The organism is Crinalium epipsammum PCC 9333 (assembly GCF_000317495.1).
GTDB classification, from domain to species: domain Bacteria; phylum Cyanobacteriota; class Cyanobacteriia; order Cyanobacteriales; family PCC-9333; genus Crinalium; species Crinalium epipsammum.
In genome coordinates this window covers 4236093-4248771 of record NC_019753.1, presented here as the reverse complement: position 1 = coordinate 4248771, position 12679 = coordinate 4236093, and the positions used below count along the sequence as shown (strand labels likewise).

The 12679-nt window shown below is 42.7% G+C and carries 12 protein-coding genes; 8 read left to right on the top strand and 4 right to left on the bottom strand.

Going from position 1 to position 12679, the window contains the following annotated elements:
* Nucleotides 1-177 precede the first annotated feature (177 nt).
* The 8 genes from CRI9333_RS18435 to proC all read left to right on the top strand — a co-directional run bounded on the left by CRI9333_RS18435 (nucleotide 178) and on the right by proC (nucleotide 7975).
* On the top strand, nucleotides 178-939 hold the full coding sequence (locus CRI9333_RS18435) for a glycerophosphodiester phosphodiesterase (protein WP_015204683.1): 762 nt from the start codon (nucleotides 178-180) through the stop codon (nucleotides 937-939).
* 204 nt (nucleotides 940-1143) lie between these two features.
* Complete coding sequence (gene der / locus CRI9333_RS18425) at nucleotides 1144-2511, top strand: ribosome biogenesis GTPase Der (protein ID WP_015204682.1); 1368 nt, start codon at nucleotides 1144-1146, stop codon at nucleotides 2509-2511.
* Between the two features lie 201 nt (nucleotides 2512-2712).
* On the top strand, nucleotides 2713-3603 hold the full coding sequence (locus CRI9333_RS18420; RefSeq protein ID WP_015204681.1) for an energy-coupling factor transporter transmembrane component T family protein: 891 nt from the start codon (nucleotides 2713-2715) through the stop codon (nucleotides 3601-3603).
* A gap of 54 nt (nucleotides 3604-3657) precedes the next feature.
* A complete protein-coding gene (locus CRI9333_RS18415; RefSeq protein ID WP_015204680.1) occupies nucleotides 3658-5109 on the top strand; it encodes an anthranilate synthase component I in 1452 nt (483 codons plus the stop codon).
* Between the two features lie 275 nt (nucleotides 5110-5384).
* The gene (gene pipX, locus CRI9333_RS18410; protein WP_015204679.1) at nucleotides 5385-5654 is read left to right on the top strand and encodes a transcriptional coactivator PipX; all 270 of its coding nucleotides are present in this window, start codon (nucleotides 5385-5387) and stop codon (nucleotides 5652-5654) included.
* Nucleotides 5651-6319: a YggS family pyridoxal phosphate-dependent enzyme gene (locus tag CRI9333_RS18405; RefSeq protein ID WP_015204678.1), complete on the top strand. Its 669-nt coding sequence runs from the start codon at nucleotides 5651-5653 to the stop codon at nucleotides 6317-6319. The genes pipX and CRI9333_RS18405 overlap by 4 nt, the downstream gene beginning before the upstream one ends.
* 143 nt (nucleotides 6320-6462) lie before the next feature.
* The gene (locus CRI9333_RS18400) at nucleotides 6463-7047 is read left to right on the top strand and encodes a cell division protein SepF (RefSeq protein ID WP_015204677.1); all 585 of its coding nucleotides are present in this window, start codon (nucleotides 6463-6465) and stop codon (nucleotides 7045-7047) included.
* A 121-nt stretch (nucleotides 7048-7168) separates the two neighbouring features.
* A complete protein-coding gene (proC, locus tag CRI9333_RS18395) occupies nucleotides 7169-7975 on the top strand; it encodes a pyrroline-5-carboxylate reductase (RefSeq protein ID WP_015204676.1) in 807 nt (268 codons plus the stop codon).
* Between the two features lie 254 nt (nucleotides 7976-8229).
* Here the strand turns inward: proC and plsY are convergent, their stop codons facing one another.
* From plsY to CRI9333_RS18375, 4 genes are all read right to left on the bottom strand, one after another.
* Nucleotides 8230-8898 carry a glycerol-3-phosphate 1-O-acyltransferase PlsY gene (gene plsY, locus CRI9333_RS18390; RefSeq protein ID WP_015204675.1) on the bottom strand — a complete coding sequence of 223 codons (669 nt, stop codon included), beginning with the start codon at nucleotides 8896-8898 and terminating at the stop codon, nucleotides 8230-8232.
* A gap of 153 nt (nucleotides 8899-9051) precedes the next feature.
* Nucleotides 9052-10383, bottom strand: a complete 1332-nt coding sequence (locus CRI9333_RS18385; protein ID WP_015204674.1) for a DUF3086 domain-containing protein — start codon at nucleotides 10381-10383, stop codon at nucleotides 9052-9054.
* A gap of 33 nt (nucleotides 10384-10416) precedes the next feature.
* Nucleotides 10417-10821 carry a DUF3119 family protein gene (locus CRI9333_RS18380; protein WP_015204673.1) on the bottom strand — a complete coding sequence of 135 codons (405 nt, stop codon included), beginning with the start codon at nucleotides 10819-10821 and terminating at the stop codon, nucleotides 10417-10419.
* 62 nt (nucleotides 10822-10883) lie between these two features.
* Entirely contained in the window at nucleotides 10884-12512 is a 1629-nt protein-coding gene (locus CRI9333_RS18375; RefSeq protein ID WP_015204672.1) for an NAD(P)/FAD-dependent oxidoreductase, read from the bottom strand.
* Nucleotides 12513-12679: the final 167 nt, after the last annotated feature.

Genomic DNA, 12679 nt, shown 5'->3' with positions numbered 1-12679 from the left:
TTGCATAAGTAGAATTGAACTGAAATCAGAAACAAATGTCCACAGATATAATAACGTAATTTTAGCAAGAAATCCATTAGTTATTAATAACATCAATTCTATATAGTGATTATAATTTTGTGTATTTTTGCATTAAAATTGCCAATATGCACAAAATTGTTAGGAAGATTCTTCAAGATGGAATTAGAGATAATTGCTCATAGAGGTTATAGTGCGATCGCGCCAGAAAATACTATGGCAGCTTTTTATGCTGCGATTCAACATCAAGCTGATTCTATTGAGTTTGATGTCCAATTATCTGCCGATGGCGTACCCGTTATCATCCACGATGCTACTTTAGATAGAACCACAAACGGCACAGGTAAAGTAATAGAAACAACCCTTAAACAACTTAAGGAACTTGATGCTGGATCGTGGTTTAATCCTGTATTTGCTAAGGAAAAAATTCCCACATTTCAAGAACTATTAAGTAGCATTAAATCTGCCAAAACGCAAAACTTACCAAATTTGAAAAAGTTGATATATGCCGAAGTGAAACAAGCAGACTTCTGGGCGACAACTAATATAGAAAAATTCCTGAAGATAATTATTGAGAAAAAATCCGAAACTCAATGTATTGTTGCTTGCTTTAACCATAATTTCCTAGAAAAAGTACGGAAATATCACCCAACCATTAAGCTAGGTTATTTAGTTGCATCAGTTGAGGAATATACAGAAAAATTACCCAAAGCTGCTGCTGATGGTAATGCTATGATGTTGAGTCAATATAATATTTTACTAAATTACCCTTGCTTAGTTCAAGATACTATAAACATGGGTGTTGAGGTTGGCGTTTGGACAGTTGATAAGCAGGAAGAATTTCAACAATTAACTAATCTAGGCATTCAGCGAATAGTTACTAATTCTCTCATAAATAGACTTGCACAAGTAAAAATTTAGATAATTAACCACAGATAAACACAGATAAACACAGATAGAATAACTGATTTCCGTCTTACCTTTGCGCCCTTTGCGTACCTTTGCGCCCTTTGCGTTAAAAAAAATAAACCCCCGCCCCTTACCATAAAATCATTAATAAACTCCCAATAACCTTTCAATATCGTTAGAATAAAAGATTGCAGCCTCACTCACTCAAATTTATATATGTCCTTGCCCATTGTTGCTATTATTGGTCGCCCGAACGTGGGCAAATCTACCGTAGCCAATCGTCTAGCTGGAGATAACGATGCTATTGTGCATGATGAAGCAGGCGTTACGCGCGATCGCACTTATCGTCCTGCATTCTGGCAAGACCGCGACTATATCGTTGTAGACACTGGAGGCTTAGTGTTTGATGATGATACCGAATTTTTACCTTTAATCCGCGAACAAGCACTGGCAGCCTTAGCAGAGGCAAGTGCGGCAATATTTGTAGTGGATGGACAGGCGGGACTAACGACGGGAGATCAAGAAATTGCTGAGTGGTTACGTCAACACCCTATTCCTGTAGTACTGGCTGTTAATAAATGTGAATCTCCACAGCAAGGTTTAGTTCAAGCATCGGAATTTTGGTCACTAGGTTTAGGCGAACCATTCCCCATGTCCGGTATACATGGTAACGGTACAGGGGAGTTACTTGAAAAGCTAGTTACTTATCTACCATCTGTAGACGAAATCGAAGAAACCCCAGAAATTAAAGTTGCAATTGTCGGACGACCCAACGTTGGTAAATCGAGTTTATTAAACGCCTTAACTGGGGAAAACCGTTCGATTGTCAGCCCAATTTCTGGTACTACCCGCGATGCGATCGACAGTGTAGTAGAACGTAATGGCACAACATACCGTTTAATTGATACTGCTGGCATCCGCAGAAAGAAAAATGTGGAGTATGGATCGGAATTTTTTGGAATTAATCGCGCCTTCAAAGCAATACGTCGCGCTGATGTAGTTTTGCTAGTAATTGATGTTTTGGATGGAGTTACAGACCAAGATCAAAAACTTGCTGGGCGAATTGCTGAGGAAGGACGCGCTTGCGTAGTGATAGCAAATAAGTGGGATGCTGTAGAAAAAGACTCCTACACAATCTATGAACACCAAGCAAATATCACAACTCGACTTAGCTTTGTTGAGTGGGCAGAAGTAATTTTTACCAGTGCTTTAACCGGACAGCGAGTAGACAAAATTCTAGGTTTAGTAAATACTGCTGCCGAAGAGCATAAACGCCGTGTATCAACTGCTGTAATTAATGAAGTGCTAGAAGAAGCAATCAGTTGGCACTCTCCTACAGTTAGTCGCCAAGGACGGCAAGGCAAAATCTACTATGGTACTCAAGTTAGCACGCAGCCTCCTAGTATTGTGTTATTTGTCAACGATCCGCAACGCTTTAACGACAACTACCGTAGATATATAGAGAAGCAATTTAGACAACAGTTAGGCTTTAAGGGATCGCCAATTAAATTAATGTGGCGAGGTAAAAAAGTACGTGAGATGGAAGGAATGCAAAACCGTTCAAATCGTGCCACGCGCGTCTAATTTTGGTTTGAGGTAGTAAACAGTAAACAGTTATCAGTGAAGAAATTAAAACTGGTAAGTACACCTCTTGCATAACGCGATAAATTTTATATTTCATCTGCGTTTATCTGCGTTTATCTGCGGTTAATTTAAATCATAAACCCCAAAAAAATGATTTATGCTCATTAGTCTACTGATAACTGATAACTGATAACTGAAAAGATGGATTTACTGCGATCGCTTCCTTTAGGGTTATATCTAGAAAAACCTATTACCTGGCTACATCATCTCGATCCCAGGGTGAAACTAGCTTGGTTAATGAGTTTTCTGTTTGCCCCCATTCTGGCAAATCCGTATTTTCGGGTGGCGCTAGTAGTATTGCTAATCTTAATGACCTTGACAGCAGCTATTCCCTGGCGAGTGTGGAAGCAGCAAATGGGGTGGTTGCTGATGCTTGCTGCATTGGTATTAGTTCTAACAGCGATCGCACCTGATGGACTAAATGTCGGCTCTCAACCGCGCCTACCAGCCACTAACTTAGAATTACCTCAGCCTACTTCTTACCAATACATCTTATTGAAGTTAGAATTAGGCTCAATGAAGCTGTTAATTACACGCAAATCTCTAGATTTGGCAATTAACGTCAGTACCTTACTATTTACCTTAATTTACAGCACCAACCTGTTCTTACTTACCACCGCACCAGAAGAAATTACTGATGGAATTGAAAGCTTCATGCGACCATTACGACGCTTCAATGTCCCAGTCACAGAAATTATTTTGACCTTAACTTTATCTTTGCGCTTCATTCCGCTAGTTTTAGAAGAAGTACAAAACTTAAGTCGTTCTATCTGGACACGGGCGATCGACTGGAAGAAATTGGGCATCCGCAGAAGTTCCCAAGTATGGCTAATGGTAGCTGAAAGATTATTAGAAAATTTGTTATTGCGTGCCGAACAAATTGCCAGCGCGATGAATGTGCGAGGCTTTACCACTCCCAATACTCATAGAGTACAGTGGCATGAACTGCGACTGAGAGCGGGCGACTTTGTAGCCCTGGGAGTTTTAGTCTTATTATGGGGAGCTAGAGTGTTTTTTGGTACGGAAGCGTGAAGCATTTAGGTAGAAAGCTTGGTTTAGCCCTTGACAGTAACTACTTTTAATGCTATGCAACAAATACAACCTTGGTATTGGCGATCGCTTCCCCTAAAACAGCGAACTGGAAGCGACGTATTTAATCTTTTATTTAGACACCATCAAATTGCTACTCTCCTAGAAAGTCCCTATCCTCCATCATTAGATCAACCACACTTAACTCAATATTCCATCTGTGCAGGTGCGCCGCGAACTATCCAAGGACAGCCGCAGATGTGGACACCACAAGTAGGAGAAATTCTACCCTTCTTAAAAAGCTTGCTGCAACAGGGACTGATCAGCCAGCAGCAAACACCAAAACCTAACCTACCCCATCAACATTTACCCTTCACAGGTGGCTGGTTAGGTTGGCTAGGCTACGAAGTAGCGTGGGAAATTGAACGGCTTCCCAATTTAAAAGTTGATCCCCTACCTTTTCCTGTAGCTTATTGGTATGAACCAGCATCCTTTGCAGTCTTGGATCATTGGGGACAAACGCTGTGGTTAGCCGCAAGCACTGAAGCCGAACTAAATTTATTACAAACCAACCTAGCCAAAAAGAGCAAGCGTGGACGGGTGAAGGGGGGCAGTGAAAATGAAGAATTATTAACTTTCTCTGACTCGGATCAAGTTGAGACTTCTAGCAGTCAACCTCGCTTATCAATGTTGCAGTCAGACTACGAAGAGGCAGTCAGACAAGCAAAGAAGTATATTCAAGCTGGCGATATTTTTCAGACAAATCTTTCACTAAGATTTGAGGCACAAACAACAGCAGATAGTTGGGACATTTATCAAGCATTACAAGAAATCAATCCTTCCCCTTTTGCTAGTTATTGGCAAACACCTTGGGGCGCTGTCATTAGCTGTTCTCCAGAACGTTTAGTGCAGTTGCAGGGAAAATATGCACAAACACGCCCAATTGCGGGAACGAGATCGCGTGGCGCTACTCCAGAACAAGATCAACAATTAGAGCAAGATTTAATTGCCAACAGCAAAGAAAGAGCCGAACATATTATGCTCGTTGACTTAGAGCGCAACGACTTAGGACGAGTTTGTGAGTGGGGATCAGTAGAAGTCGATCAGCTACTAACCATAGAACGATATAGCCACGTCATGCACCTAGTCAGCAACGTTAGTGGCAAATTAAATTCCAACTGCGATGCGGTTGACTTAATTCGCGCCCTCTTTCCTGGTGGTACAATAACTGGTTGCCCCAAAGTTCGATGTATGGAAATTATAGAACAACTAGAACCAGTCCGTCGCAACTTATTCTATGGCTCTTGCGGCTACCTAGATTGGCGTGGCAACTTAGACTTAAATATCTTAATCCGCACCTTACTATATAGCACTCCAGACTCAGGACTAAGTACCGTTTGGGGTCAAGTCGGAGCCGGAATTGTCGCAGATAGTAACCCAGAAAAAGAATGGCACGAGTCCCTGCAAAAAGCCCAAGCTCAACTAACAGCCCTGAAGTTGGCACAATAGACCTGTATTGAAAGTCAGCAGTGACCAGCAATAGCTCATCACTATAAAGTACAAAATGTAGCTATTATCCTATTATTTATCTGCGTTTATCTGCGTGCATCTGCTTTTATCTGCGTTCTAAAAAATGTAAAAATTCATTCATCAATTTTAATTCCTGACATCTTTATTCTTGAGGTGATAATTTGAATCAATTTCCAGTTATTCTGTAACCATTCATATATAAGTGAATATTCTCCTAAACCCCTTGTGGGTTCAGACTTAATGCCTGAATTTCGATGAGCAACGAAACCTATCTCAATCACCCAACCTTTGGCTTACTCTATAGAATCTGTCTACTTGACGAGAACCAAGAGTTATTCACTACCCTGTATGCCCAGCGCATCTTTTTTTTAGTGAAAATGAATGCTAATGAACAAACGTTTGAACCAATTACTCGCGCTGATGCTCGTCAGATGGTAGAAAGCCGCCTCCGCAACTTTCGTCGCAACGGTCAAGCGCAAGAGTACCAACAGCTTCAAGCAATTCATCAAAAAACATTCCAATGACAGGTTTGATTACACAACGCCTTGCTGAGATTCGCCAACAGCTTCCTGAATCTGTGCGGTTGATTGCCATCAGTAAACAGGTGTCAGTGGATGCTATTCGAGAAGCTTATGCTGCTGGTGTTAGGGATTTTGGGGAGAGTCGCATTCAAGAAGCCGAACTCAAACAATCACAGTTACAATTACCCGATATCACCTGGCATCTGATTGGACATTTGCAAAGTAATAAAGCTCGCAAAGCTGTCGAAAAGTTCCAGTGGATTCACTCATTAGATAGCTTAAACTTAGCTCAACGACTTGATGAGATAGCAGCCCAGATCTCTTGTCAACCCGAAGTCTGTCTCCAAGTTAAAATGTTGCCAGACCCTAACAAATATGGCTGGACTGTGCCTGAATTGCTTGCCGATTTACTAGCACTAGATAAATTTGAGCATATTAAGATTAAAGGATTAATGACAATCCCACCCCAGGGGCTTGATACCTCAGAGGTATTAGCATTATTTCATCGTACCGTTGAATTAGCTGATCAAATTAGGCAAGAAAACTGCTTAAATATTCAAATGCAGCAGTTGTCGATGGGAATGTCAGAAGATTATCAGTTAGCAGTGCAAGCAGGTACAACGATGATTCGTCTAGGACGGATTATTTTTGGTGAAAGGACGGTATAACGAGCAACTATAGCCCTGCCATTGCTCATCAACATCTGTATAAATGAAGTATGGAACAAGCAAGTGTATAAGCTAAGATATTGCCAACAGCAGTTGATAGTTAGTACTTAGAGTTAACCTAAATTCTGGAAGGAGCATGAACAGTGAGTAACATTTTTACGAAGTTACGAGATTTTGTTGGTCTTAATGAACCAGCAGAATATGAGTATGATTATGAAGAAATGGACGGTATAGAACAATACCCCAATGATTATCAAGAACAGCATCCTCAACCGATACAAGAGGAAGATCGTTCACGTCGGCGGATTCGTGAGCGGACAGTTATAACACCAGACTTAGGAAGAGGAGCAGGAATGAATAATGTGATTGGTATGCCTGGATCTGTCAACGGTGCTTCTGAAGTGGCGGTGATTGAACCCCGCTCTTTTGAAGAAATGCCCCAAGTAATTCAAGCTTTACGGGAGCGCAAGTCTGTAGTTTTAAACCTGACAATGATGGACCCTGATCAAGCACAGCGTTCAGTTGACTTTGTTGCTGGTGGTACTTACGCGATCGATGGTCATCAAGAGCGCATTGGCGAAAGTATTTTCTTGTTCACACCTAACTGTGTTCAAGTTAGTAATCAATCAGGTACTACTACTGAAGTACCACAACCACAAGTCCGAGTTGCTCGTCCAGCATCTCCTACTCCTGCTTGGGCAACTGAACAAGTTCGTATGGTTCAGTAAATCAGCACATCAGCCGTCTGCACTGTCAGCTTTTACACTGGTATTATTGCCAGATATGGTACTTGCTCACTTGTGCTTTGGGCTGATAGATTTTTGATTATTCGCATCTACGGAGAATAGATTGTCTATTAAGTTCGGTATGATTGGTGGCGGGGTAATGGGTGAAGCACTGTTATCTCGCTTAATTGCTCAAAAAATTTATGATCCCGATGCAGTGCTGGTGAGCGAGCCATCACCTGCTAGGCGGGATTTTTTAGTTTCTCAATATCAAGTCCAGGTAACAGATGACAACTGTTTGGCAGCAGCAGCGACAGAGGTGCTGTTATTGGCAATTAAACCCCAGGTTTTTAATGCGGTTGTTTCAGATTTAGCCGGAATAAAAGTTGAAGCTGGACAATTGGTAATTTCGATTTTGGCTGGGGTTCCTTTAAAGCAATTAGAATGGGCTTTTCCAGCACAGCCGATTATTCGGGCAATGCCGAATACACCTGCAACTGTAGGGGCAGGAATTAGTGCGATCGCATCTAGCAATAATACTACTGAACAGCATTTAGACTTAGCAAGAAAGATTTTTCAAGCTGTTGGTGAAGTGGTGGATGTGCCAGAAACTTTGATGGATGCTGTTACTGGTTTATCTGGTTCGGGACCTGGTTATGTGGCAATTATGATTGAAGCACTAGCTGATGGCGGTGTTGCCGCAGGTTTGCCAAGAGCGATCGCTTCTCAGTTGGCTTTACAAACTGTACTGGGAACAGCGCAACTATTACATACTTCAGAATTGCATCCCGCAGAATTAAAAGACCGCGTTACCAGTCCTGGTGGGACTACAATTGCTGGGGTTACTCAGTTAGAATTAGCTGGTTTTCGCTCTGCATTGATACAGGCAGTAGTTGCAGCGACTAAACGTTCTCAAGAGTTAGGGAAGTAGTTCTTAGCGGAAAGATGCGATCGCGCATAGTGAATTAAATATCACAACCAATTTCCATCCCTGTACACTGGCAGAAGTTGGGGGTGGGGTTATTTTTGATGTTTTAATCTTGTTTCATATTAAGTTCGGCTAATTAATTACGATCTGGGTGGGGGCGGGTTTATGACTATTGTTGCTTTGAAGATCAGCTTTTCCGTCAACCCGCCCCTACACACATATTGGTTTTTTTCGTAAGCGATCTACCGGACACAATATCACTTCGCTAATTGCGCTTCAGCTTCCTCAGTTGGCACTTTTTGCCCAATCTGCGGTTCTGTACCAGCAAGTAAGCGTTGAATGTTGCTGCGATGCCGCCAAACTACATAAAAACCAGCAGTAACACCAAATAGCACGTAAGGGAGAGGCTGTTTGAACAAAATCATCAAAAGGCTAACTGAGATCGCGCCACTAATAGAACTCAGCGACACAATTCGAGACAAGGCAAACACTACGCCAAACACTCCCCCTGTTCCCAATCCTACTTGCCAACACATAGTTAATAAAACGCCTAAACTGGTAGCGACAGATTTGCCACCAGTAAAGTTCAACCAAATTGAGCGACTATGACCGAAGATCACAGCGAATCCAGCACCAGCTATCAACCAAGGCTGCCAGTTTAGAGGTAAAGGCATCAACTTGAAAGCATAAAACGCATTAACAGCAGAAAGCGCAGTTACTCCCTTGAATGCGTCAACCAGTAAAACTACTATTGCTGGACCTTTGCCTAAAGTTCTTAGCACATTAGTAGCGCCAGTTGAGCCAGATCCTTCCTCTCGAATATCAATTCCCTTCAGTAACTTACCTGCTGTATAACCAGTTGGGACTGAACCGAGTAAATAAGCAGTAAGTAACAGCAGAACGCAAATACTTAACTCAAGAAACATAAATCAATTAACAATTAGCAATTAGCAATTAACAATGAAAGAATACCATGATGAAGAATCAAAACATCCTTCTATTATTTCGTGCCTCTAAATTCAGTTGCAGGGGAGTTAATAACTCTTCATTGATAATTGATAATTGATAATTGATAATTGTTAAAATCTAAAATCGCTCTCCCTAGACATTTGTTGAGGATCGGGAGCAAAAGCTAACCACAGGGGAAATTGTAGCAGCGACAGATTAATTTGCTCTTCGGTTTCATCAACCAAAACTAGAGGCATTTGTCCTTGCTTAACCAATCGATCTGCTTTCAAAACTAATGGTTCTGGATCTTCAAACAAAACCAGTCCGCGCTCTGGTCCGAAGTCGCTGCGTGAAATGCCTAAACAATCTTGCAAACCACGTCGCCATTCTCCCAATCTTTCTGGGGAGTTGGCAAGCACTAAGGTACGCAGGCGATCGCTATATAGATCGCGTAATATGGAAATCACAGCCGAAGCGACCAAAATATTTTGTAATCTGCTCCCCATAGTGCGAATTGCACCACGCCCACCTTGCGTGAAGAACCAGTTAGAAACCCGTTCTGCGTGAACTGGTTCAAATGTGCGTCGTAGTTGCCAAGCTGCGCCGTAGTAGTCCGGCGCGTTGCGGTATTGATCTATTAAGCCGCGAATTTGTTTGGCAGTCTTTTGAAAACTTTGTTCTGTAAATTGCGGAGTTGCGCTTGATGTTGTGGATTTTGCAGACGTAGGTGTGACTACAGTAACTTGTTTTACTGGTTCCGGTGCTGTTGGTAGTTCTAACTGTTCGGCTGCTACTACTAAATCTTGTAAACTACCAACTAGATAATCTTTAAAACCTTGTACCCGAATTGCTAGATCTTGGGACACACCAGCAAAAGTTTTACGCATTTCCTCGTTAATGCGATCGCGCCTTTTTTCGAGTTGTTCAACAGTAATTTGCAGTGTTTGTTTACGTTGCTCTAGCTCAGATAAACCTTCTTGTACTATCCTCCCTAAAATTGCCTGGTTTTCACTTATCTGTGAACTCAACATTTTTTGGGAAGCTTGCAGCGTAGCAACTTCTTGAAGTAATTCCAGTTCTTGTTGCTGTAGTTGCTCTACACGTGCTGTTAATTCCGCAATTGTGTTTTCAGCTAATACTGTTACTGCTTCAACATCTTCTACTGTAGTAGGTTCAGCAGTTTCATCTGCCACTAACTCGACCACTGCTACTTCAATCTCTTCGGCTATGGTGTTAAATTCAGCCGTTTCCTCGGTTACTAACTCTGCCGTTGTTACTTCGATTACTGCTACCACATTATCTGTACTAGCTTCGGCGGGTTCTACCTGTGGTGTTTCTAGTAGCGTTTCGTCTGTTACTTCCTCAGATTTAGCAGTTTGCTCTTCTAAATTGTCTACTACCTCAATAGGTGACGGTTGCTCGTGTTCTGGTACTGATTGGGTTTGATGTTCTTCTAAATTCATTTAACAATTAACAAATAACAACGAATTAAACAACTAATCATTTGATGATTTAGAGCTAACTGGACAGCGTTGCTCTAAGCAGGTTTTTAACATTTTAGGGTCAAATAAAATCGGGAGAAAGTGGATACTCTTGACTTCTTTGAAGTAAAACAAAATTGGCACTGGTGTCCAAAAAATTTGCCAATTCTGCCAGTCTTGGTAAGGAAAGCGCCGAATTAAAGTTTCAGAGCGATAAACATCCAAAGCTGTTTCTGTAAATTTTAAACGGATTGTTGCAGCCTGAAACAACAAAAACAACCCAAAAGCTGCGATCGCACAACTCACAAATGCTTGCACTAGCAGCATGGGGATAGCAGCAATCACAAGCACCAAAGGTATTGTATAACTAGGTTTTAACTCGATGTCTTGGGCTGGTATTGTCGAAGATGTTGTAGTCACACGCTTCCACCCTGTTATATAAAGTTACATTTTGATAATTCTATTTTATTAGAATCATGTTTTTATTTAGAATTTAATAAAATACCCTCATTGGCTCTCAGCATACTCAAGGCAACCGCCTCCGCCACTCTAATGCCATCAATGCCAGCAGATAAGATGCCTCCAGCGTATCCCGCCCCTTCTCCAGCCGGATAGAGTCCGGCGGTATTGATACTTTGGCAGTCTTCTTGGCGCTTAATCCGAATTGGCGATGATGTGCGGGTTTCTACCCCAGTTAAGATTGCATCATTCATGGCAAAGCCTGGGATTTTTTGATCGAAGGCGGGTATTGCTTCGCGGATAGCTGCGATCGCATAATCCGGTAAGCTTGTACTTAAATCCCCCAACTGCACCCCTGGCTTGTAGGAAGGCTGCACCGTACCTAGTGTAGTAGAGGGTCGATGGTTAAGAAAGTCACCCACCAGTTGTCCAGGGGCATAGTAAGTGCCACCGCCTAGCTTAAATGCCTGTTCTTCCAGACGGCGTTGCAAATCCATTCCCGCCAATGGGCTACCTGGATAGTCATCGGGGGTAATACCGACAACGATCGCGCTGTTAGCATTCGACTCGTCGCGGGCATATTGGCTCATACCATTTGTTACCAGTCGCCCAGGCTCAGAAGCAGCAGCGACCACTGTGCCGCCTGGACACATACAGAAACTATATACAGAGCGACCATTTTGGCAGTGGTGGACAAGCTTGTAGTCTGCCGCACCTAAAACTGGATGACCTGCCAGCGAACCAAAGCGACAGCGATCGATCACAGATTGGGGATGCTCGATCCGAAAGCCGATAGAAAAGGGTTTAGCCTCCATGTAGACACCCCGCTCCAGCAGCATTCCAAAGGTGTCTCTAGCACTGTGACCAACTGCCAGCACGACATGATTGCTGGCAATATATTCTCCACTGGCGAGGGTGACACCGCGCACCTGTCCTTGTTCAATATGGAGGTCTTCAACTCGACTTTGAAAGCGGATTTCGCCTCCCAAAGATTCGATCTTGGCACGCATAGTCTGGACTATTTTCACCAGTCGGTAGGTGCCGATGTGGGGTTTGTTGATATACAGGATTTCGGGGTCAGCCCCAGCATTGACTAGCTCGGTAAGTACTTTACGCCCGTAGTGATGGGGGTCGCTCACCTGACTGTAGAGTTTACCATCAGAAAAAGTACCCGCGCCGCCTTCACCAAACTGAGCGTTAGATTCAGGATTAAGTCTTTTTTTGATCCAAAAACCAAAGGTATCGACGCTGCGATCGCGCACGGATTTGCCCCGTTCTAATATAATCGGGCGAAACCCCATTTGAGCCAGCAACAGCCCCGCAAACAGCCCGCAGGGACCCGTTCCAATCACGATGGGACGAGTTGCTAAGTCTCTAGGAGCTTGGGCAACGAAGCGATAAGTCGTGTCGGGGGTCGGTATGACGTGGGGATCTTTTTTAAAACGTTGCAGCAAACGTTTTTCTTGAGTGGTTTCGATGTCCAAGATATAAACTAGGAAGATTTCTCCTCGCTTGCGGGCATCGTAGCTGCGCTTGAAAATTGAGTAGCTAATTAAATCGGCGGCTGTGATTTGCAGTTTTTTGAGGATGGCTGCTTGGATCTCACTTTCATCGTGATCCAGGGGCAGCTTAATTTCTGTGAGGCGTAGCATACTGGGTGTTTTAGGCGAACTCACTGGGTCTAATTTTAACCATCATTATGCTGTAGTATGCCCAATCCTGATATTTTGGACAGTTTGGCTTTGGCGTAGCGTATCTTAGGCAAATCGCTAAACTATTGAAGATCTATATACTACATACTATATGTGGGCTATAAAAT

What these genes read in the sequence shown, in the direction of transcription:
- CRI9333_RS18385 (WP_015204674.1), bottom strand. Translation starts at nt 10,383, where the DNA reads ATGAATTTAGAAGAACATCAAACCCAATCAGTACCAGAACACGAGCAA.
- CRI9333_RS18405 (WP_015204678.1), top strand. Translation starts at nt 5,651, where the DNA reads ATGACAGGTTTGATTACACAACGCCTTGCTGAGATTCGCCAACAGCTT.
- CRI9333_RS18415 (WP_015204680.1), top strand. Translation starts at nt 3,658, where the DNA reads ATGCAACAAATACAACCTTGGTATTGGCGATCGCTTCCCCTAAAACAG.
- plsY (WP_015204675.1), bottom strand. Translation starts at nt 8,898, where the DNA reads ATGTTTCTTGAGTTAAGTATTTGCGTTCTGCTGTTACTTACTGCTTAT.
- CRI9333_RS18375 (WP_015204672.1), bottom strand. Translation starts at nt 12,512, where the DNA reads ATGCTACGCCTCACAGAAATTAAGCTGCCCCTGGATCACGATGAAAGT.
- der (WP_015204682.1), top strand. Translation starts at nt 1,144, where the DNA reads ATGTCCTTGCCCATTGTTGCTATTATTGGTCGCCCGAACGTGGGCAAA.
- CRI9333_RS18435 (WP_015204683.1), top strand. Translation starts at nt 178, where the DNA reads ATGGAATTAGAGATAATTGCTCATAGAGGTTATAGTGCGATCGCGCCA.
- CRI9333_RS18420 (WP_015204681.1), top strand. Translation starts at nt 2,713, where the DNA reads ATGGATTTACTGCGATCGCTTCCTTTAGGGTTATATCTAGAAAAACCT.
- pipX (WP_015204679.1), top strand. Translation starts at nt 5,385, where the DNA reads ATGAGCAACGAAACCTATCTCAATCACCCAACCTTTGGCTTACTCTAT.